This window comes from Pseudoalteromonas sp. H103 (assembly GCF_001469205.1).
Taxonomy (GTDB): domain Bacteria; phylum Pseudomonadota; class Gammaproteobacteria; order Enterobacterales; family Alteromonadaceae; genus Pseudoalteromonas; species Pseudoalteromonas carrageenovora.
Window position 1 is genome coordinate 1 of record NZ_LOFG01000007.1, and the last position, 22,407, is coordinate 22,407.

General features: G+C 38.8%; 14 protein-coding genes and 1 tRNA gene. 14 read left to right on the plus strand and 1 reads right to left on the minus strand.

The features are described 5' to 3' along the window. Window position 1: 1 nt before the first annotated feature. The 3 genes from ATS74_RS06305 (at window position 2) to ATS74_RS06315 (ending at window position 3,602) form a co-directional block, all read left to right on the plus strand. Window positions 2-77: transfer RNA gene (locus ATS74_RS06305), tRNA-Glu, on the plus strand. Between the two features lie 277 nt (window positions 78-354). After that, entirely contained in the window at window positions 355-3,222 is a 2,868-nt protein-coding gene (locus ATS74_RS06310) for a M16 family metallopeptidase (protein WP_058548087.1), read from the plus strand. A gap of 113 nt (window positions 3,223-3,335) precedes the next feature. Beyond that, a complete protein-coding gene (locus ATS74_RS06315; protein WP_058548088.1) occupies window positions 3,336-3,602 on the plus strand; it encodes a DksA/TraR family C4-type zinc finger protein in 267 nt (88 codons plus the stop codon). Between the two features lie 36 nt (window positions 3,603-3,638). Here the strand turns inward: ATS74_RS06315 and gloA are convergent, their stop codons facing one another. Next, window positions 3,639-4,040, minus strand: coding sequence for a lactoylglutathione lyase (gene gloA, locus ATS74_RS06320; protein WP_058548089.1), 402 nt, complete (start codon window positions 4,038-4,040; stop codon window positions 3,639-3,641). A gap of 750 nt (window positions 4,041-4,790) precedes the next feature. On the opposite strand from gloA, the gene ATS74_RS06325 reads away from it, so the two are divergent. The 11 genes from ATS74_RS06325 (at window position 4,791) to ATS74_RS06375 (ending at window position 22,187) form a co-directional block, all read left to right on the plus strand. Continuing rightward, window positions 4,791-5,669 carry an NAD(P)-dependent oxidoreductase gene (locus ATS74_RS06325; protein WP_058548090.1) on the plus strand — a complete coding sequence of 293 codons (879 nt, stop codon included), beginning with the start codon at window positions 4,791-4,793 and terminating at the stop codon, window positions 5,667-5,669. A gap of 142 nt (window positions 5,670-5,811) precedes the next feature. Beyond that, window positions 5,812-8,070, plus strand: coding sequence for a polysaccharide lyase 6 family protein (locus tag ATS74_RS06330; RefSeq protein ID WP_058548091.1), 2,259 nt, complete (start codon window positions 5,812-5,814; stop codon window positions 8,068-8,070). Between the two features lie 5 nt (window positions 8,071-8,075). Then, window positions 8,076-10,295, plus strand: a complete 2,220-nt coding sequence (locus ATS74_RS06335; RefSeq protein WP_058548156.1) for a heparinase II/III domain-containing protein — start codon at window positions 8,076-8,078, stop codon at window positions 10,293-10,295. Between the two features lie 5 nt (window positions 10,296-10,300). After that, complete coding sequence (locus ATS74_RS06340) at window positions 10,301-10,645, plus strand: cupin domain-containing protein (protein ID WP_024609426.1); 345 nt, start codon at window positions 10,301-10,303, stop codon at window positions 10,643-10,645. A 3-nt stretch (window positions 10,646-10,648) separates the two neighbouring features. Further along, complete coding sequence (locus ATS74_RS06345) at window positions 10,649-11,956, plus strand: MFS transporter (protein WP_058548092.1); 1,308 nt, start codon at window positions 10,649-10,651, stop codon at window positions 11,954-11,956. A gap of 72 nt (window positions 11,957-12,028) precedes the next feature. Next, complete coding sequence (locus tag ATS74_RS06350) at window positions 12,029-12,961, plus strand: sugar kinase (RefSeq protein WP_058548093.1); 933 nt, start codon at window positions 12,029-12,031, stop codon at window positions 12,959-12,961. A 56-nt stretch (window positions 12,962-13,017) separates the two neighbouring features. After that, window positions 13,018-13,635: a bifunctional 4-hydroxy-2-oxoglutarate aldolase/2-dehydro-3-deoxy-phosphogluconate aldolase gene (gene eda, locus ATS74_RS06355; protein WP_058548094.1), complete on the plus strand. Its 618-nt coding sequence runs from the start codon at window positions 13,018-13,020 to the stop codon at window positions 13,633-13,635. 13 nt (window positions 13,636-13,648) lie between these two features. Further along, the gene (fbaA, locus tag ATS74_RS06360) at window positions 13,649-14,728 is read left to right on the plus strand and encodes a class II fructose-bisphosphate aldolase (RefSeq protein WP_058548095.1); all 1,080 of its coding nucleotides are present in this window, start codon (window positions 13,649-13,651) and stop codon (window positions 14,726-14,728) included. Then, entirely contained in the window at window positions 14,728-15,690 is a 963-nt protein-coding gene (locus ATS74_RS06365; protein ID WP_058548096.1) for a class 1 fructose-bisphosphatase, read from the plus strand. Before fbaA ends, ATS74_RS06365 begins: the two co-directional genes overlap by 1 nt. A 441-nt stretch (window positions 15,691-16,131) precedes the next feature. After that, window positions 16,132-18,867: a poly(beta-D-mannuronate) lyase gene (locus tag ATS74_RS06370; protein ID WP_058548097.1), complete on the plus strand. Its 2,736-nt coding sequence runs from the start codon at window positions 16,132-16,134 to the stop codon at window positions 18,865-18,867. A gap of 272 nt (window positions 18,868-19,139) precedes the next feature. Then, entirely contained in the window at window positions 19,140-22,187 is a 3,048-nt protein-coding gene (locus ATS74_RS06375) for a TonB-dependent receptor (RefSeq protein ID WP_058548098.1), read from the plus strand. Window positions 22,188-22,407: the final 220 nt, after the last annotated feature.

A 22,407-nucleotide genomic window follows, 5' to 3' on the forward strand; every position in this document is an offset into this window, starting at 1 on the left:
TGTCCCCATCGTCTAGAGGCCTAGGACACCGCCCTTTCACGGCGGTAACAGGGGTTCGAATCCCCTTGGGGACGCCACTTACTTATTTTAAGTAATGTATTAGCAGTGTGACACCACACTCTACTATGCACGACGTTATTAGAGTACTAATCTCTTTGAGGCGCCATTTACTTATTCAATACGCAAGTGAAGTGTTATTAAGATATCCATAAATTTCCTCCTAAATTTTATCTTCTCGTAAAGATTAAGTGTTTACACTTAGTTACAAAACCATAGCAATCTCATTCCGATACGACTTGTTGTAAGTCTACTTAGTCCTTAAACTCATTGAGTTAATTAAAAATGGACTAAAAAATGAAACTCTCAAAAATAGCACTTGCAGTATTATTAGCATCAGGGTTAGCTGCTTGTAATAGCTCAACCCAAGCAATTGATAAAAATACAGTAGCAGAGGTATCAATTCCAGGCGTTACACTCATAGAATCTGTTCAAGCTAATCCTAACGATATCAACATACCTTATAAAAAATATAAACTTGATAATGGTCTAACAGTTATAGTGCATGAAGATCATTCAGATCCACTTGTGCACGTTGATGTTACTTATCATGTTGGATCTGCTCGTGAAGAACTTGGTAAGTCAGGTTTTGCTCATTTTTTTGAGCATATGATGTTTCAAGGATCTGAAAATGTTGCAGACGAAGAGCACTTTAAAATAATCTCAGAAGCAGGTGGTACTTTAAATGGTACGACTAATTCAGACCGTACTAATTACTTTGAAACAGTGCCTGTAAATCAGTTAGAAAAGATGTTGTGGTTAGAGTCTGACAGAATGGGCTTTTTATTAGATGCTGTGACTCAAGAAAAATTTGAAGTACAACGAGAAACTGTAAAAAATGAACGAGGTCAACGTATCGATAATCGTCCTTATGGTCGTTTAGGTGAGCGTATGGCACAAGCAATGTACCCAGATGGACATCCGTATTCGTGGCCTGTTATTGGATTTATGGACGATCTAAATCGTGTGAATGTTAATGATTTAAAAGCATTCTTTTCAAAATGGTATGGTCCTAATAATGCAACTCTTACCATTGGTGGTGACATTAGTGCCAATGAAATATTGCCACTAGTAACTAAATATTTTGGACCAATCCCTAAAGGACCTGAAATACCTAAAGTTGAAAAAACAGCAGTAACACTTGATGCAGATAGATATATATCGATGGAAGATAAAGTTCATTTACCTTTACTGGCAATGAGTTTTCCAACGACTTATGCTCGCTCTGAGGATGAAGCACCACTAGATATACTTGCCGAAATTTTAGGTGGTGGCAATAACTCATTACTTTATAAAAACTTAGTAAAGACTCAACTTGCAGTTCAAGCCAGTGCCAATCACCCATGCCAAGAGTTATCATGCTCAATTAGTATTTATGCTTTACCAAACCCCACATCAGGTAAAACGTTAGCTGATATGGAAAAAATTATACGTGATTCATTTACTGAATTTGAAAAGCGCGGTGTTAAACAAGATGATTTAGACAAAGTAAAAGCAAAAATAGAATCGGGTGCAATATTTGGCTTACAAAGCGTATCTGGGAAGGTATCTCAACTTGCCGCATCAGAAACATTTACGGGCAATCCAAACTCAACTAAGGCTGAAATTTCACGCTATAACAGTGTGACAAAAGCAGATGTTATGCGTGTATTTAATCAATACATTAAAGGTAAGTCAGCAGTTATTATGAGTGTAGTTCCAGAAGGGCAAACTCAGCTTATAGCCGCTCCAGATAATTTCACTCCTAAAAAGCATGACTTTGGCGGCCCATCTACAACCTCTGCTGATGATCTAGTCGCCCGAAGAGCTGTTGATACGTTTGATAGAAGTGTTCAGCCTGTAGCGGGTGTAAACCCTGCTGTAGACGTACCTGCGCTTTGGCAAACTAAGACCGACAACGGTATTAAAATATTAGGCACTCAAAGCACCGAAACACCCACTACGGCTGTATTTATTAAAGTACCGGGTGGCTTTTATAACGAGCAGAGCAGTAAAGTGGGTTTATCGTCAATGACGGCATCACTTATGAGTGAGTCCACACAAAATTATACAACGGAGCAAATGAGTAATGCACTAGAAAAGCTAGGAAGCCAAATTAGTATTTACTCAGACAAGACTCATACCAATATATATGTATCTAGTTTAACAAAGAATCTAGATGCAACTTTAAAATTAGTTGAAGAAAAGCTATTTAAACCAGCATTTAACAGCGAAGATTTTGAACGCAACAAACAACAAAGCATTCAAAATATTCAACATTCAATGAAAGATGCTGGCTATTTAGCCTCAAATACATATAGCAAGTTGCTATATGGTACCAGTATAGCTTCTTTGCCTAGCAGTGGCACTGTGCAAAGTATAGAAGCAATTACACTTGCTGATGTTAAAAGCTTTTATAAAGCCAACTTTAAACCACAAGGCGCTCAAGTCATTATAGTGTCAGATTTAAGTGAAGCTGCTGTCGAACCAAAAGTTAAATCAGCACTTGCTAACTGGCAAGGTAAAGGCCAAAGTTTTGATGTAGACTTTACCGAGCCTAACGTTCAAACAAACGTAATTTATCTTGTAGATAAACCCGGTGCGCCGCAATCAGAAATTCGTATCGGTAAACGCGATATGGTTGAAGATATTACAGGTGAGTTTTTTAAAGCAAATTTAATGAACTTCGCTTTGGGTGGAACGTTTAATAGCCGTATTAACTTAAACCTTCGAGAGGATAAAGGCTATACATATGGTGCTCGTTCACGTTTTTGGGGTGATAAAACATCAGGTGGTTTTACAGCCTCTGCAGCAGTAAGAGCTGATTCGACTGCTGCGTCTATTACCGAGTTTACTAATGAGCTTAATAATTACGCTAAAAATGGCATAACAGACGAAGAGCTTATGTTTATGCGTAAAGCTATTAACCAAAAAGATGCCCTTAAATACGAAACGCCTAACGCAAAACTTGGCTTTTTGGCACAAATATTAGAGTTCGATTTAAAACCTAGCTTTGTAAAAGAAAGAAATAAGATTGTTAGTATTATTAGTAAAGAAGAAGTTAACGCCTTGGCTAAAAAACATTTAAATACTAAAGACATGATTTATTTAGTCGTGGGTGATGCTAAAAAACTTCGTCCAGAGCTTGAAAAATTAGGTATGGAGGTTGTTGACTACAGCCTTTAAAATTGAATAATCGGTATGATAAAGCAGCTTTTTAGCTGCTTTTTTTATTCAGCACTAATAAAGCATTCCATTGCTAGCATAAAACTAACCTATTACTATTTTAGGAGATAATTATGGCCAGTGGTTGGGCGCGTGATGGCGCAATTCAAGATCAAATTGATGCGAGTGTCAATGATGCAGTGCAATATGCAAGGCAAAACTTAATATCTGGAGCCAGTGCTGAGTATTGTGATGAATGTGATTGTAAAATCCCTCAAGCGAGAAGATTAGCTTTGCCCGGGGTGAGGTATTGTGTTTCGTGCCAAAGCGAACTCGAAGCTCAGGGTAAAAAATTGAATGGCGTCAATCGTCGTGCCAGTAAAGATAGTCAATTACGGTAAAAGGTGCCAAGGGCACCTTTACTTTTAAACAAATTATTAAAACTCACTCATATTTTCTTTTTTCTGAATAAGCTCAATTGAATAGCCATCAGGGTCTTTAACAAAGGCAATTTCTGTTGTGCCGCCTTTTACAGGGCCTGGTTCGCGACTCACATTACCGCCAGCAGCTTTTATCGCATCACATGCTTTGTAAATATCATCAAATTCAATAGCTATATGTCCGTAAGCATTGCCTAGGTCGTAGCTATCCTTATCCCAATTATATGTAAGCTCTAAAACGGTATTACTTTCTTCTTTTCCATAACCAATAAAAGCGAGAGTGTAACGATACTCCTCGTTTTGAGAGCGGCGTAGCTCCTGCATACCTAATACTTGTGTATAAAAAGCAATCGACTTATCTAGGTCGGCTACACGTAACATGGTGTGTAATAAGCGCATTTTAATTCCCTCGTTATTTTTAGTTTAAAGCCCTTCACTAAACAGTAGCTACTAAATAAAAGTGCTTCAGAAATTGCTGTAGAGGTATTTAAACCATTCTCATCAAACAGTGACGGCTGTTATATCGCACCTACTGGCACGTTATTTAATATAATAAGCGTACATTTTATTCTTTTTAAAGGCTTTTGTAATCTAAGTCGTGTGCTTAAATTAAATATAAATCGAAGTTTTAAAAGAGCCATAAATACAATCTTTAAAATAAAAATTGACCAAGAATAGCAACCTTAAATGACCAAACTTAAAGTCAGTTAACTAGGTTTTATATGTTTTGGTAATGAAAGGGTAAGTATTGGTCAACCCATTGGTATAAAAAAAGTAACAATATTGCTAACAAAAAATGACCAGTAAAATAAGCTCCGTATTAAGTGTAAGTAATTGTATTTTAATTAAAATTACTTTTCATGTTAAAGCGGTTGCAAAATATACATATTTACGTGGTTAACTTATTGGTTGACAAAAAACATGTATGGTAATACAGTTTTTGCATACCAATTGGTAAGTTGCTTGGTTTGAGTGAATACAATGTATTGGTAATTAATCAGAGTTACATTTTTGCACAGGTTAATTAATAAAATAACTCAAGCTAAAATCTACTCTACAAATTGAAACAAAAGACACAGCGTATTTATTTATAGAGTAACTTTTACTCGTACTCATAAAAGTATGCGCCAACATATTTAGGAGTTATTCATGTCAAAACCTGTCATCGGTTTCATCGGCTTAGGCTTAATGGGCGGCAATATGGCCGAAAATTTACAAAACAAAGGCTATGAGCTAATTGTTATGGACCTTAGCAAAGATGCGGTTGCAGCATGTGTTGCTAGAGGCGCAAAAACAGCAAGCACTGCAAAAGAGCTAGCTGAAGGTTCAGATATTGTTATGTTTTGTCTTACAACGTCAGCTGTTGTAGAAAAAATTGTTTACGCAGAAGACGGTATCTTAGCAGGTATTAAAGAAGGCGCCGTATTAGTTGATTTTGGTACTTCTATTCCATCATCTACTAAAAAAATTGGTGCTGATTTAGCAGCTAAAGGCGCAGGCATGATTGATGCTCCGCTTGGTCGTACACCTGCACACGCTAAAGATGGTCTATTAAACATCATGGCAGCTGGCGATATTGATACATTTAATAAAGTTAAACCAGTACTTGAAGATCAAGGCGAAAATGTATTCCACCTTGGTGAACTAGGTGCAGGCCATACTACTAAGTTAATTAATAACTTTATGGGTATGACAACTGTATGTGCAATGTCACAAGCTTTTGCAGTAGCCGATCGTGCAGGCGTTGATCGTCAGCAACTTTTCGACATTATGTCTACTGGTCCTTCAAACTCACCATTTATGCAATTTTGTAAAAACTACGCGGTTGACGATGTAAGTGACCTTGGTTTTTCTATTGCTAATGCAAACAAAGATTTAGGTTACTTCCTTCAAATGGTTGAAGACCTAGGCACTGAATCAAAAATTGCTGAAGGTTCATCAGCTAACCTACAAGCTGCATTTGATGCGGGCATGGGTCAAGGCAACGTACCAGAGATCTTTGATTACTTTAAGCAATTAAATAAGTAATAAAGACTCAACATATGGCGCTTAACTATATAGTTTAAGCGCCCACACACACACTATCGATTGACGAGATTTAGCCTGCTTTGTAAAAACATATTTAAATATTCATAGAGCCTAATTCGAGTCACAATATAAAGAGTTAACTATGCGTTTGATTAACACAATAAAGCTAAGCTTAGTTCTCATTGGTTGTATATCTACACAATTAGCAGCCAAAGATTATTTTGTAGATGATAAGCAAGCTTTCAGTGATATTTCTTCTAACTTAGTCGCAGGCGACAAAGTAATCCTTAAAAATGGTACATGGTCTGACTTCGAAATCCTACTTGAAGGCCAAGGTACACAAAACTCTCCTATTTTATTAACCGCAGAAACAAACGGCAAAGTAATTTTATCTGGACAATCAAACCTAAGACTTGCAGGTAAATACTTAGAGGTTTCGGGTTTAGTATTCAAAAATGGCTATACACCAAGTTCTGCAGTTATTGAATTTCGTAAAAATAAAAGTAAATTAGCTTATAACTCACGCGTAACTCAAGTGGTAATCGATAATTACAATAACCCAGACAAACGCGAGTCAGATTACTGGGTTGCGTTATATGGCCAGCACAACCAGTTTGACCACAGTCATTTAGTCGGTAAGCGTAATAAAGGGGTTACTGTTGCAGTTCGTTTAAATACAGAGCAAAGCCAACAAAATTACCACAAGATTGATAATAACTTTTTTGGTTACCGCCCTACATTTGGTTCAAACGGTGGCGAAACACTTCGCATTGGTACCAGCCATTACTCATTAACTGATTCACACACATTAGTAGAGAACAATTATTTTGAGCGTACTAACGGTGAAGTAGAAATTATTTCGGTTAAGTCAGGCAAAAATATTATTCGTAATAACGTATTTTTTGAAGCGCGCGGTACGTTAACGCTTCGACATGGTAACGGTAACCTTATTGAAGAAAACATTTTCTTGGGTAATGGGGTAGATCACACCGGTGGTATTCGCGTTATTAATAAAGACCAAATTGTTAAAAATAACTACTTAGAAGGTTTAACGGGTTACCGTTTTGGTAGTGGTTTTACAGTAATGAACGGTGTACCAAATTCATCGATAAATCGTTATCACCAAGTAGAAAACGCAACCATTGAAAACAATACATTTGTAAACGTTCAGCACATACAACTTGCTGCCGGCAGTGATGCTGAGCGAAGTGCTGCACCTAAAAATAGCGTTATGAAAAATAACCTTATTATTAACCAAAATAAGCAGCAGCCATTTACTACATTTGATGATGTAAGCGGTATTGCTTTTAGTAATAACGTTGCAAACACTAAAGTACTCGATGAGTTAGCTTATGGTGTAAAAACACACACTATCGCTTTAAGTAAAGCGGATAATGGTTTGCTTTATCCAGAATCTACTAACATTAAAGCGGGTGCAAAACGAGGTCTAAAAGTACTTAAAAAAGAAGATACAGGTGTTAGCTGGTATCCAAAAGTACCTGCTTTAGTAAAGTTTGACTCAGGCAAAACTCATACGGTAACTGCCAGCGCAAGTGCTTTATTAACGGCTATCGAAAACGCCCAATCAGGTGATGTTTTAGAGCTTGATAATGGGCAATATGATGTGTCTAAGCTTGTTAAGATTGATAAAGCGCTCACCATTAAAGCTAAAAATTTAGGCCAAGCTAAGCTTACTTTTCAACGTTCTACATTATTTGAAATTCACGATGGCGGTAGCTTAAAGCTCGATGGGCTTAGTATTTCCGGTGAAAATGCACCAGATGCGATAAATAATAGTGTTGTGCGTACTAAAAAGTGGGGCATGATTGAAAACTACCGCTTTGAAATGCATAACTCTAAAATCACACATTTAGATATTAATCATTCATTTCACTTTTTTGTTACTGGCAAAGGCGCGATGGCTGATGAAGTTGTGCTAACAAGTAATACATTCGATAACGTAACGGGTAATGTAATTAGCCTAAATACCGAAATTGAAGACTTAGGCATTTATAATGCTGAGTACGTTATTGTAAAAAATAACACATTCGACAATGTGGATGGCGCTTTGCTTAAGCTTTATCGTGGCGGCAGTGATGAAAGTACTTTTGGTCCTCACCTTCAAATGAGCAACAACACATTAAACAATGTAGGCTTAGGTAAGCGAAATAAAGAGCAAGCGAGTGTTTATGTACATGGTGTTCAGGTTACGAATATCAAAAGCAATAAGTTTATTAAATCGGCTCCAGTAGTAGTAGAGCACACCGTAGGTGAGCCTAAAACAGAAATTTCAAATAATACATTTAATGCAACTCAATCTCCAAGTGTGAAAGAGTTAAGAGTGGCGGGTCCGCATACTGCTGTAATTAAAAATAATAACGTTTTAAATAAGGCGGGGTAATAATGATGAATTTATCTCGAAGCAAAACATATTTTAAAACAGCCGGCGTAACTGCAGCCTTGTTATTATCTTTAAATGCACATGCTGTGCATCCTAATTTGGTAATCACTAACGACGATGTACAACACATGCGTCAAGCTATTAGCACTAACAGCGAGAGCCAATTTGCTACAGCGTTTGAGTCATTAAAAGCGCAGGTAGATGAGCAAATAGCACAACCTATCACTGTACCAGTTCCAAAAGATGGTGGTGGTGGTTATACCCATGAACGCCATAAAAAAAATTACCAACTGATGTACAACGCGGGCGTTATTTATCAGCTAAGTAAAGATGAAAAATACGCAAATTATGTTCGCGATATGCTAATTGCATACGCACAGTTATACCCAACGCTTGATGTACATCCAAAGCGTAAAGTGAAATCGCAAAACCCAGGTAAACTTTTTTGGCAAAGCCTGAATGAAGCTATGTGGCTTGTATACACGATTCAAGCATATGACCTAGTACATGACACGCTAAGCGCTGCGAATATAAAAACTATCGAAGATGATTTATTGCGCCCGGTTTCATTATTTATGTCTGAAGGGCAACCTTCTACGTTTAATAAAGTACACAACCATGGGACATGGGCTACAGCTGGTGTTGGTATGGCTGGTTATGTATTAGACGAGCCAGAGTGGGTAGAGAAATCATTATTTGATTTAAAAAAGTCGGGTAAGGGTGGTTTTGTTAAGCAACTAGAAATGCTGTTTTCTCCCCAAGGCTATTACAATGAAGGGCCTTACTATCAACGTTTTGCATTATTACCATTTGTAACGTTTGCTAAAGCGATTGAAAACAACGAACCTCAAAGAAAGATATTTGAATACCGCGATGGCATATTATTAAAAGCAATCGATACGACTATTCAGCTTAGTTATAACGGTTTGTTTTTTCCTATAAACGATGCCATAAAAAGTAAAGGTATTGACACTATAGAGCTTGTGCAAGGGGTTACTGCGGCTTACGGTTTAACAAATGATGCGGGCTATTTAGATGTAGCTAAAAAGCAAAATCAAATTGTTTTAACGGGTGATGGCTTAAAAGTTGCTCAAGCTTTGGATAAAAGCCAAGAAAAGCCATATGTATTTAAATCCGTTGCTTTTGGTGATGGTAACGATGGTAAGCAAGGCGCTTTGGTTGTTATGCGCAGTGACGTAGGTGGCGATCAAGCATTGCTATTTAAACCTGCCGCACAAGGTTTAGGCCATGGTCATTTTGATAAGCTTACATGGCAGTTTTACGATCATGGTAATGAAATCGTATCTGATTACGGCGCTGCACGCTTTTTAAATGTAGAAGCTAAATATGGTGGTCGTTACTTACCTGAAAACGAGACTTATGCAAAGCATACAGTTGCACACAACACCGTTGTTGTTGATGAAACCACGCACTTTAATGCAAATGTTGAAGTGGGTAATAATAACCACCCAACACTTAATTTTTTCGAAACCAATCAATACGGTACAGTATCAAGTGGGCAAATAAAAACAGCTTATAAAGGTGTTGAGTTAGAGCGTACTTTAGCGCTTGTTAACCTGCCAGAGCTTGACAGTACCATTGCTGTAGATATGTTTAATGTAACTGCAAATAAAGCACATCAGCTTGATTTACCGCTACATTATAAAGGTCAGTTAATTGATACAAGTTTTGAATTAACAGGTAACACTAAGCAGTTATCAGCATTGGGTGATAAAAACGGATACCAGCATTTATGGCTTAAGGCACAGGCAAAACCTGAGCAAGGGCTAGCTAAGGTAACGTGGTTAAATGATAACGGACGTTTTTATACACAAACTAGTTTAGTTAAAGGAGATGAGTCGTTCTTATTTACTCAAATAGGCGCAAACGACCCGCACTTTAATTTACGTAACGAAAACGGTTTTATTCGCCGAGTAGATAGCGCTAAACAGCATAAGTTTATATCTATTTTAGAGCCGCATGGCGAGTACAACCCAAGTAAAGAATATACGCTAGAAGCAAATAGCAGAGTAACGGCACTTAGCTACAGCGAACAAGATACGCTTACACTTGTTAATGTTGATATTAAGGGCAAATCTTATTTAGTTGCGATTAATAAAGCTGCACAAGCAAACCCTAGCAAGCACACTTTCACATATCAAAATAAAGCATTCACCTTAAATGGCCGACTTGGCGTTTATGCGATGAAGAATAATCAGGAGTAAACAGGATGCAAAAGCAAAGCGCACATTTTTCATTTGGTAACGAAACCGAAATTGAAGACTTAGGAAACGGTTTAAAACGCCAAATGCTTGGATATAACGAAGAGCTGATGGCCGTTAAAATCTGGTTTGAAAAAGGAGCTATTGGTTATAACCATGCTCACAGACACTCTCAAGTAACTTATGTAGTTGAAGGTGAGTTTCACTTTAACATTGATGGCGTAACCAAAATTTTAAAACCTGGTGATAGCTGTTTAATTCCACCATTTGCAGATCATGGTGCAACTTGCCCAACTGGCGGTATTTTAATTGATACCTTTAGCCCGGCGCGTGAAGACTTTCTTGAGGATTAACCTATGAAAATTCAAGGCTTACGCTGGTGGGTTATAGTGCTGATTGCACTTGCTACCATTATTAACTACATAGACCGCCAAGCACTTAGTGTTTTATGGCCTGATATTGTAGAAGAAATGTTTCCAGATGAATCGGCATTAGAACGTAAACAAATCTATGCGAACATTTCTATTGTATTTGTATTTGCTTACGCATTTGGTCAAGCCATTTTCGGTAAAATATTCGACTGGGTGGGCACGCGCTTAGGTTTTGTATTGTCAATTGGTGTGTGGTCGCTAGCAACTGTGGCTCATGCTTTTGCACAAGGTGTTTTAAGCTTAAGTATATTCCGCGCTATTTTAGGCGTAGCAGAGGCGGGTAACTGGCCCGGTGCTGCTAAAGGAAATGCAGAGTGGTTTCCTACTAAAGAACGTGCGCTTGCACAGGGGATTTTTAACTCTGGTGCAGCCATAGGTGGCATTATTGCTATTCCTTTAATTGCCTATTTAACCGTGTATTTTAGCTGGCAGATGGTGTTTGTATTTGTGGGTGCTTTGGGCTTTTTATGGCTAGTACCGTGGATCATCCTAGTTAAAGCGCCACCAGGTGCTCACCCGTGGATCACCGAACAAGAGCGTGAATATATTTTAACAGGTCAAAGACGTGTTGATGATAATGGCGATGTCACTGGCGAAGATGAAGAAGAATACAATCCTTCGACTAAAGAGCTACTATCGCGTAAACAAAGCTGGGGTGTAATTATTGCCTCTGCAGCGATTGATCCTATTTGGTGGCTATTTGTATTTTGGATACCAATTTACTTAAACGAAGTATATGCAATGGATGTTAAATCTATTGGTATATACGGTTGGGTACCTTATGTTGGCGCAATGTTTGGCGCGTGGTTTGGTGGTTTATTAGCGCAAAACCGCTTAAAAGCCGGTTGGAATACAGATAAAACACGTAAGCTTACGATTACCCTAGGTTGTTTAATTATGTTGCCATCGTTATTAGCAATGGCAAACCCAGGCGGTCCAACAACGGCTGTTCTTATTATGGCTGTTATCTTATTTGGCTTTCAAACAGCTATTGGTAACGTACAAACTCTTCCAAGCGATTTACTTGGCAAAAAAGCAGTGGGTACATTGTCTGGTTTCTCTGGCATGGCAGCTAAATTGGGTGCGGTAGGCCTTACTTCACTGGTACCAATTTTAACAGCTGACGGCAATTACGCTCCTGCGTTTATTATTGGTGCTTCTCTTGCCATTATAGCTATGGCAGCAGTATGGTTACTGATCCCAAAAATAGAACCTCTTAAAAAGCCTGAATAATCTGAAAGTAACTGCTATGCCAACACGACTGTGTCTGCGCATAGCAGTTTATTACAAAGGATAATTTCCCAAATGAAAAATATTTACTTTATGGGTGAGTGTATGGTTGAGCTCAGAGCAATGAGCGCAGCAACGTTACACCAATCATTTGCAGGCGATGTTTATAATTCTGCCGTGTATTTAAAGCGTAGTTTTCCTCAAGTAGCGACCTCAGTAGTTACTGCTTTAGGGCAAGATAACTTAAGTAAAAAAATGTTAGAGCGCTTTGAAAGTGAACAGCTAGATACTCAGTTTGTATTTGCTCACGATAGCAAAGTACCTGGTATGTACTACATAGAAACAGATGCTTTTGGAGAGCGTAGCTTTACTTATTGGCGCAGCGACTCAGCAGCTAAAAAAGTAGTTAGTTTTTTAAATACAGACGTTGTGAAACAGCTTTCACAAGGTGATATGTTTTTCTTTTCAGGCATTTCACTTGCTGTAATTGACGAAAACGCACGTGAAGATTTTTGGCGTGTAGTAAAACAACTTAAAAGTGCTGGCGTAAAAATAGTATTCGATCCTAATTACCGTGCTCGTTTGTGGAATAGTGTTGATGAGACTAAAACGCAGTACGACCTTGCATTTGGTCTTGCTGATGTAACACTGCCTGGCGTTGAAGATTTAACAACCCTTTACGATGTTCATAGTGTTGAAGACGTAATTGAATATTTAAAAATATATAACATAGACGAAATTATCGTTAAAAATGGCCCAGAGTCGGTTATTACTCAATTAGACAACACACTTCAAAGTCACACAATAATACCAGTTACTAATGTTGTTGATACAACATCAGCAGGGGATGCATTTAACGGCGTTTACTTAGGCGCACGTTTATCTGGCAAATCTATCGCTGATGCAGTTCAACTTGGTGCTAAAGCAGCCGGTGCTGTTATTCAACAACCTGGCGCAATTGCACCAAAAGATGTTTTTCAGCTTGCTATGGCTAAAGCTGGCATTTAATAAATTTATAGGCCGCCATACCTCGGCCGCACTACTTAAAATAAAGGAACAACGTTATGACTCGCTTTTCTGAACTTATGTCAGGGCAAACACTGCTACCTATAATTCAAGCTGATACCCCAGAGCAAGGTGTACAAATTGCTAAAGCTATGGCTAATGCAGGTCTTACCCTGGTTGAGGTTGTGCTAAGAACAGAAGCATCTTTAGATGCGTTAAAAGCTATAAAAGAGCAAGTACCTGAGCTTAAAGTTGGTGCAGGAACAGTTATAAACGAAACTATTTTACAGCAAGCAATAGATGCAGGTTCTGATTTTATTGTAACTCCAGCTGTATCTCCTAAACTATTAAGTGCACTTACAAAGTGTAACGTGCCTGTTTTACCAGGTGTATCAAACACAGGTGATATTTTAATGGCTCTTGAATATGGGTTTAAAGAGCAAAAGTTATTCCCGGCATCGCTAGCTGGTGGTGCGTCGTTTGTTTCTGCTGTATCAAGTGTTTTTAGAGAAGTTAGTTTTTGCCCAACTGGTGGCGTAAGCGAGCAAAACAAAATGGACTACCTATCTTTAAACAACGTGTTTGCAGTAGGTGGGACATGGGTCGCTAAAAAAGAATGGGTTAAAGAGCAAAACTGGCAAGCAATTACTGACTCGTGTATAGAAGCTATAAAGTAAGAAGGAACCTACAATGGAACATTTAGCCCCGGCAATACTGCCAGGCGTAATAGTTGGTGACGAAGTAAGTGCGGTATACGAACATGCTCGTGCTAACCAATATGCTTTACCTGCAGTTAATGTTGTAAGTACAACCTCAATTAACGCAACCTTAGAAGCAGCCAAAAAAATGAGTTCGCCAGTCATCATTCAGTTATCTAATGGTGGCGCACAATTTTTTTGTGGTAAAGGCTTAGTGTTGCCAGATCAGCAAGGCGCTGTACTTGGCGCAGTTAGCGCAGCAAGGTATGTGCACGCAGTTGCTGCACATTACGAAGTACCCGTTATGCTGCATACCGATCATGCTGCTAAAAAGCTATTACCTTGGATAGATGGTTTACTCGATGAGGGCGAAAGGCATTTTGCTTTAACCGGTAAGCCGCTATTTAGTTCGCATATGATTGACCTTTCAGAAGAGCCTCTTGAGGAAAATATAGAAATATGTGAGCGCTACCTTACACGTATGGCTAAAATTGGAATGACGCTTGAGATAGAGTTAGGGTGTACTGGCGGTGAAGAAGATGGTGTTGATAACTCCCACCTAGATAGCTCGGCCTTATATACGCAACCCGAAGATGTTGCTTTCGCTTATGAGCGATTAAGTAAAATTAGCCCTAACTTTATTATTGCCGCATCGTTTGGCAATGTTCATGGTGTGTATAAGCCTGGCAATGTTGTACTAACGCCAAGTATTTTAAAAGATTCTCAAGCTTACGTATCAGATAAGTTCAACTTGCCTAATAATTCAATTAACTTTGTGTTTCATGGTGGTAGTGGCTCTGAATACAGTAAAATTGCAGAATCATTAACTTATGGCGTAGTAAAAATGAATATCGACACTGATACACAGTGGGCGTGTTGGAACGGTATTTTAGATTACTACAAAGATAAGCAAGCTTATTTGCAAGGTCAAATTGGTAATCCTGATGGCGACGACAAGCCAAATAAAAAATACTATGACCCGCGTGTATGGCTTCGCCATTCTGAGCAAAGTATGGTTACAAGGCTTGAACAGTGCTTTACTGATCTTAATTGTGTAAATAGGTACAGTTAATGAAAAGATTAAATACAGTATTAAAAGAAGACGGTGTAGAAACCGACCTTATTTTACTTATACGTACTATTTTAGCGACATCAAAAGAAATTGCTTTTAGAGTAAGCCAAGGCGAACTTGCTGGCGTTTTAGGTTCAACGTTAAACGAAAATGTTCAGGGTGAAGTACAAAAAAAATTAGATGTAATTGCTAATCAACTTTTGAAAGATATATTAATAGACGACACATTAGTAAAGTCTGTAGCATCTGAAGAAGAGGATCACGTAGTAGGGGCCCACCCTGATGGCAAATTTATAGTTGCTTTTGACCCTCTCGATGGTTCATCAAATATTGATGTGAATGGCCAAATAGGTACCATATTTACAATTTACCCAGCACGAGATGATGTTGCTTATGACAGTGACGAGCAATTTAAGCAACCAGGTACTAATCAGGTTTGCGCAGGTTATGTTTTATATGGCCCGTCTTCATTACTTGTAATGAGTACTGGCGGCCCAACACGATGCTATACGTTAGATTCTACTCATGGCGGATATCTACTAACTAATAAACAGCTAAATGTACCAAAACAAAGCCGAGAATTTGCGGTTAACATGGCAAATTACCGCTACTGGGATGAGCCAACACAAGTGTACTTTGATAAATTGCTTTATACCTGCGAGAGCTTTGAAAAAAGCTCAATGCGCTGGAATGCAGCAATGGTTGGTGATGTTCATCGAATATTATGTCGCGGAGGTTTATTTTTATATCCTCAAGATAAGCGCACCGGCAATGAAAACGGCAAAATTAGATTACTCTACGAGGCCAATCCACTTGCATTATTAATGGAAAATGCCGGCGGCAGTGCCACCTCAAGAGGCAAGCGAATTTTAGATATTGCACCAAGCAGCTTACATCAACGAGTTCCAGTTGCTATGGGCTCTGATGAGCCCGTTGAGTTTTATAACAGTACACTAGCTTAAAGCGACACTTTCTTCCGTTAAAGTAGGACAGTTATTTTCTTCCTACTTTAACTTTTTACAAACCCCAGTAAGCTCAGTAATTTTTAAACACCTTCCTCAAATACAGTCAGTAAACACCACCACAACTATAAATTCTCTTTATGCAATTCAGCGCTTATTTTTACGTTAAATACGTAAGTGAGCACATTGAATTATAAATATTTAAAAAGATGGAAATTTGACCACTAAATAAAAATTACACTGGTTAATTAAATGTCCTCTTGTTGTAAATTAATTGGTCAACTTGCTGGTAAAAATTATTTTGTTATGGTTATATTACCAAGTTGGTTAACAATTTGTTTTAAAGTAGAAACTAGTTGGTAACAACTTTCGGGTTATTTGGTAACACACACAATAATTAGCCAAATATTTGAACCATAAATTTGCTTAAAGAGAACCACCATGAAATTAAAACACTTCGCACTTTGCGCTATTGCAGCAGCAATTGTTGGTTGTGATACAGATTCAAACAACAATGACAACAACTTGGGCTCTATAGCTCTAACAGGAACCCCAACAAGTGGGCAAACATTAACCGTAGCAGTGAGCGATCCTGATGGTATATCAGGCGAAGTTACTTATTATTGGTATGCAGATGGAGAAGCCATTGTTGGTGCTAATAGCGCATCATTCATGTTAACCGATGAGCAAATAGGTTTACCTATTACAGCGCAGGGACTATATACAGATGATGGTGGAGTGAACGAATCTCATATTACCGACCCAACAGCTGATGTGGCAGCCATGGTGTTTCCTGCAAGTGTGACTATTTCTGGTGATGCGTTAGTTGGTTCGCAATTGACCGCAAGTGTTGTAGATGACAATGGTTTTGATAGCGACACGGTTGTTTATCAATGGTTTGCTGATGATATTGCAATTGCAGATGAAGTACTATCAACGCTTTTGCTAACTGAGGCGCAATTTGCAAGTGTGATCACTGTTTCCGCTACATTTGAAGATGACCGCGGATTTTCAGAATCTCCAACATCATTGCCCACTCAAGCGGTTGATAGAACAAATACACAAGGTGAAGTAACAATTAGTGGTACACCTACAATTGGCAATACACTAACAGCTCAAATTAATGATGCTGATGGGGCTTCAGGCACTATCGCCTATCAGTGGTTTGCAGATGGTGAAACTATTAATAATGCAACGCAAATTACCTACGTAGTTGAAGAAGCATTACTAGGTAAAAAACTCACCGTTCAAGTTACTTACACCGACGATAATGGTTTCTCTGAAGATAATATGTCTGAAGAAACGATTGCTGTTTCAGCCGTTGCTGTTGATGAGGCGGGAAGTATTGCGATTATGGGCGTTGCTCCTTACTTAGCGGGTAATGAACTAAGCGCACAAATCACAGATAACAATGGTATTGAAGAGTCTAACGTAACATACACATGGTCCGCCGACGGTGTTGAAATTACAGATACTAATAGCAAAACATTTACACCAACTAATTATGCAGGCGCTATTATTTCGGTGTCAGCTACTTATACCGATAATGATGGCTTTACAAGTACAGTAACCCAATCACTTGATAGTGTGATTTACACTCAAACTGTGAGCAACCCTGAAGCATTATTAGGAGCTATTAGTTCTGGATTAGCCGATGGTTCTGTTATCGGTTTAAATACCGGTGTATTCGCAGATATGGATGCAATTTTACTCACTAGTGCAGTGACATTGCGAGCAGTAGAAGGGCAAGTGCCGGTAATTAGCGGAGAATTATGTGTACACGTGGCTGATGGGGTCGATGGCGCTGGTTTAGAAGGTCTTACATTTAAAAACATTGATACAAAAGCAGGCGAGTTTTGTGAATCTGAGGAAACTGCCGTTATTTATTCAGAAGGCGATAATTTTACCTTTTCGCACAACACAATGGATGGAGAAGAAGATACACTTAATAACTCTGAATACCATTGGCTGATGATAAAAGGTCAAAGTGCATTAGTAGAGAGAAATACCTTCTCTAATCGAATTGTAGCCGAAAAAGGCTCTGTGATTAAAATGTCATCTTCAAGTTCAGATCACGTAATTCAATATAATTTATTTAGTGATAGTAACAATCCAAACTTTGGGCAATCAAGTTTATATTTAATTAATGCAGGTAGTACAACAGGCTCAGGCGCCGCTGACGACGCAAATTTTACTATTCAATACAACCGGATAGAAAATTTTGTAACGGGTCGTCGTTTAATGCGTGTGCAAACGTCTGGTGCAACTATAAAAGGCAATACAATTGTAAATGCTAATGGCGGTATATCACTTGAAGATGGTGGCTTTAATGCAGTTACAGACAACATAGTTATTCGCACCACTGATATAGAAAGCTCAAGTGATAGGCCCGCTGGCGTGATGATGACACAGCTTGGTCATACTGTCAGTAATAACTATATTGCGGGAATTCGCTCTGGCAACAAAGAAGCGGGTGGCATTGTATTTACAGCTAACCCATTCTCTCAAGCCGATGGCGGTGTGCCAAACTCTGGTAACCAATCTGTATTAGACGCTGCGGGTGATTTCACATTAACGGTAACAAACAACACCGTATTAAACTCACAGCAACCCATCGTATTTAGTACTGAGATTGGCTCTAAAGCACCGACAGGGGATTGTGATGAATTAACCGCAGAAAATGCCCCTGTTTTATATGGCTTAACTAAAAATGCCTTTGTTATTAACTTTAACGGGAACCTAATTGCTAATGGCCTAGGTGAAGAAGCTGCAGAAGACGCCCCGACTCCTGAAAGTGCGTTTTCTTTAGGGCTATTCTATCCAAATAGGCTAGATAGCGACCATGCATTTGAATACGACTGTGATTTAATTAACCACGACAGCTCTGTATTTAGCAATAACTTTGGCTATATGGATAGTCGAGTTTCAGGTGATGACAGCGATGATTGGGTAGCCATTAGAAACCTTAACGGTAATGGCTCATTCGATACCGACGGGGCAATTGATCAAGACCCAGCAGTGAATGATAAAGAGGTACTTGAGTATGTAACCGTAGCAAGTACGTTGATTGAAACTGATCCAGCAGGTGCGCAAGCTGTTGCTGGCGCTAAAGGGCTTCATTACATACAAACCAGCCAAGTGGGCGCAGGCTCAACATGGGTAATTCAAAACGATTAATAGCTTTCTAGTAAAGTAAAAAGCCCCATATGGGGCTTTTTTGCTTTTAGTGCTTTACTAACACACCTATGAATAACAGTTTAAACCTATCTGACATGGCGGTAATGCAGGTTATCTTTAATTGGTATACCTTATGGTAATATTAAAATCTTAAATTGGTTGATCATGTATAAGTGTTTGAGTATATTAACGTCGGTGGACACATAAAATATACAAAAGCATAACAAGCTAACACACTTAAATCACACAACAACAACCAGCGGAGAATTAACATGTCGTTGAAGTCAATAAAGAATAATAATTCTATTACAGGGCAGTTTGCATTAAGGCCTGTTGCTAAATGGGTAAGAACAGCGGTCATAGCAGGTATGGCCACTTCTTGCGCATTTACAGCAAGTGCACAACAAGAGCAGGGAAAAACGACAGAAGTTGAAGAAGATGTAGAAATTATAAGTGTTACCGGTACTCGTAGAACAATACAAGACCAAATAGCTATAAAGCGAGAAGCAACTACGGTTGTTGATGGTTTATCATCAGAAGATATCGGCGATTTACCTGCACTATCTATTGGTGAAGCCTTAGAATCAATTACGGGCGCTGCATCGCACCGTGAAAACGGTGGTGCAACAGAGATCACTATTCGTGGTCTTGGTCCATTTTTAAGTGCAACCCATATCAATGGTCGTGAAGCGACTAATGGTAGTGGTGACCGTTCAGTAAACTTTTCACAATTTCCATCAGAGCTTGTTAAAAAAGTCGCTATTTATAAAACGCAAGACGCATCAATGATAGAGGGCGGTGTAGCAGGTGTTATTGCACTTGAGACTGTAACACCATTGGATTTTGGTAAGCAGCGAGTATCGGGGGAAGTAAAATTAAACTACAACCCAGATGAAAGTAATGTAGATAATTCACTTCAAAGTGATATGGGCTACCGCGGTACGTTTAGCTATGTTGATCAGTTTGAGTTTGATAACGGCCAAGCGGTAGGTGTTTCATTTGGTGTTCAACGACAAGATATAAGCCAACCAGAGGCAGAATACAGAAGTTCAAGCCCATCAGGTTCTTCGCTTTGGGCATGTTTAAATGACCCAACTAATACGAATGAAGGTTTTTACCGCAGTAGTGCAGGTGATTGTGAAGATCAAGTTAGTGGCAGTAGTAACCAAGGCTATGACACTGATATAGACCCTGAAACAGGTAAAGCAATAAGTGATGGCACTCCATACGCCTGGACTGGAAGTAGCCGTAGTTACCGTCAAAACGAAACATCTGACGAACGTGACGCTGTATTTTTTGCACTGCAATACCAACCGTCAGCTGAGTGGGATATTAACTTTGATACGCAAATATCTGACCGTACTCAAAAAGAAGCACGTCATGACCTAATCTTTTTACAAAAACGTGCAACGCCAGGTGTAACAGGCCCGACACTAGTTACTAACGATGTAGGCGGTATTTTACATTGGGAAGGTGAAGAGCGAATTGAATCATCGGGTGAGCAATTTTCTCGCGAAGAGAATTACCAAGGCTACGGTTTAAACATTGAGCATAATGTAACAGACCGACTAACAGTGAGCCTTGATTTAGCCTATTCAAAAACAGACCGTGAAGAGCTGCAAATATCTAACCGTGGCAGAACATCTGATCGTAACTATTTTACATGGGATATGGGTGATGAAATTCCTCATTTCACATTAACTGATTTTGATGTTACAGATATTTCTAACTTTACTGATAGCTTAAGAACACGCTTAGATCGTGAAAACGTTCGCGAAAATGTTATAAAATCAGCGCGCTTAGATTTTGATTATGAATTAGATAGTGGCATGTTCACTAAAATTGAGGGGGGTATCAGAACATCTGAGCTTTCTTTCATACAATTTGGTGGCACTGGAAACGGTGGTAATGGCTCAAGAGTTGAGTACACAATAGGCGATGATACTGCACTTGAAATTCTTCAAGGTTGTCAAATTGACTTCCCTGAATCAGGCTTTTTATCTAGCGTGTCTGATGGCGATATTGTAACTAATGTTGATAGTGATGGTAACGTGATTGCAAGTGGTACAGGCTCTTCTTGGGCGACTTACGATAATGTATGTTTTTCTCAAGCAGTAGCTGCAACAGATTCTGATTACAATGGTGAGTTTGGCTACCCAGATGTAGATTACCAAAATACGGGTACTGTTGATGTAACAGAAAAGACAACTTCTGCTTATTTAATGGCTAGCTACGATACAGAAATGTTTGGTAAGTTTATTCGTGGTAACTTTGGTCTTCGTATAGTTGATACTGAAGTAACATCAGTTGGCTTCAGAGCAGATTACTATGTAGGCACCGATGCAGACACAGGATTTCTTGAACTAGTATCAGATCCAACAACACTTGATAAAATAGAAAGTGGCTCTAGCTATACAAAATATCTACCCAGCTTTAACCTAGTTGTTGATTACAGCGAAGATATACTAATACGTGCGGGTATCTACCGTGGTATGTCTCGCGCTGACCCTTCAGATTTAAGCTATAACCGTGAATTTTCAACAAGTAGTAATGAAGATGGTGCAGCTACGTCACTTTCTGATTTATTAGTTGGTGTTAATGGTTCGGGTAACCCATCAACTCAACCTTTAATGTCATGGAACTATGATGCTGCAGTTGAATGGTACCCTAATGATGACTCGATTATAGCGCTAAGCCTTTATTATAAGCAGTTTCAAGGTGGTTTTGAGAAACAAACTGTTCTAGAAGAATTTACAATAGACGGCGAAAGTGTATCTCTGCCTATTACTAACTCTGTTACATCAGACGATGAAAGCGAAATAGTAGGCCTTGAAGCATCGTTTTCATACCGTTGGGACAACGGTCTTGGTGTAAAGTTTGGTTATAACTTCGCAGATACTGACTTTGAGTTTGAGGACAGTCTTTATGGCGACACGTTCACAACTGACTTAGAGGGTAATACAACGCAATTAACGCAGGGAATAGTTGAAGCAGGCTCTGTACCAGGTTTTTCTGAGCATGTATTTAGTAGCCAACTTTACTACCAAATTGGCGACTTCGATACTGCAGTTATTTACAAATACCGTAGTGAGTATTTCCAACCTTATACAAGCAATGGCACACGCTTACGTTATGTTGATGCTGTAGGTGTATGGGAAATGCGCGCATCGTATAAAATTAATAAACACTTTAGAATCAAAGCTGAAGCAATTAACTTGTTCAGTGCACCTAAATCACAAGATTTCTTTGTGGAAGATAACTTAGGTGAAGTAAATGATTACGGCCCACGCCTATTCTTAGGTATGAGTTTTAAGCTTTAGTAAATGGCTAAAGTAAAAAATTAAAAAAGGCGGTTTACCGCCTTTTTTAATGCCTGCAATTTAAACTAGTTTTAACTACCGCGCGCTTATAAGTAAATCACAATACCAAGTCACTTTTATCCTCCATTACTTAAGCTTGAGCATCCCCCCTGTAAAATACGCCCTAAATATTCTCGATTTAAACCAGTGAAGTTTTACAGTCTTTTATTTTCAACACCCT

What these genes read in the sequence shown, in the direction of transcription:
- fbaA (WP_058548095.1), top strand. Translation starts at nt 13,649, where the DNA reads ATGGAACATTTAGCCCCGGCAATACTGCCAGGCGTAATAGTTGGTGAC.
- ATS74_RS06370 (WP_058548097.1), top strand. Translation starts at nt 16,132, where the DNA reads ATGAAATTAAAACACTTCGCACTTTGCGCTATTGCAGCAGCAATTGTT.
- ATS74_RS06345 (WP_058548092.1), top strand. Translation starts at nt 10,649, where the DNA reads ATGAAAATTCAAGGCTTACGCTGGTGGGTTATAGTGCTGATTGCACTT.
- ATS74_RS06350 (WP_058548093.1), top strand. Translation starts at nt 12,029, where the DNA reads ATGAAAAATATTTACTTTATGGGTGAGTGTATGGTTGAGCTCAGAGCA.
- ATS74_RS06335 (WP_058548156.1), top strand. Translation starts at nt 8,076, where the DNA reads ATGAATTTATCTCGAAGCAAAACATATTTTAAAACAGCCGGCGTAACT.
- ATS74_RS06315 (WP_058548088.1), top strand. Translation starts at nt 3,336, where the DNA reads ATGGCCAGTGGTTGGGCGCGTGATGGCGCAATTCAAGATCAAATTGAT.
- ATS74_RS06375 (WP_058548098.1), top strand. Translation starts at nt 19,140, where the DNA reads ATGTCGTTGAAGTCAATAAAGAATAATAATTCTATTACAGGGCAGTTT.
- ATS74_RS06365 (WP_058548096.1), top strand. Translation starts at nt 14,728, where the DNA reads ATGAAAAGATTAAATACAGTATTAAAAGAAGACGGTGTAGAAACCGAC.
- ATS74_RS06330 (WP_058548091.1), top strand. Translation starts at nt 5,812, where the DNA reads ATGCGTTTGATTAACACAATAAAGCTAAGCTTAGTTCTCATTGGTTGT.
- eda (WP_058548094.1), top strand. Translation starts at nt 13,018, where the DNA reads ATGACTCGCTTTTCTGAACTTATGTCAGGGCAAACACTGCTACCTATA.
- ATS74_RS06340 (WP_024609426.1), top strand. Translation starts at nt 10,301, where the DNA reads ATGCAAAAGCAAAGCGCACATTTTTCATTTGGTAACGAAACCGAAATT.
- gloA (WP_058548089.1), bottom strand. Translation starts at nt 4,040, where the DNA reads ATGCGCTTATTACACACCATGTTACGTGTAGCCGACCTAGATAAGTCG.
- ATS74_RS06310 (WP_058548087.1), top strand. Translation starts at nt 355, where the DNA reads ATGAAACTCTCAAAAATAGCACTTGCAGTATTATTAGCATCAGGGTTA.
- ATS74_RS06325 (WP_058548090.1), top strand. Translation starts at nt 4,791, where the DNA reads ATGTCAAAACCTGTCATCGGTTTCATCGGCTTAGGCTTAATGGGCGGC.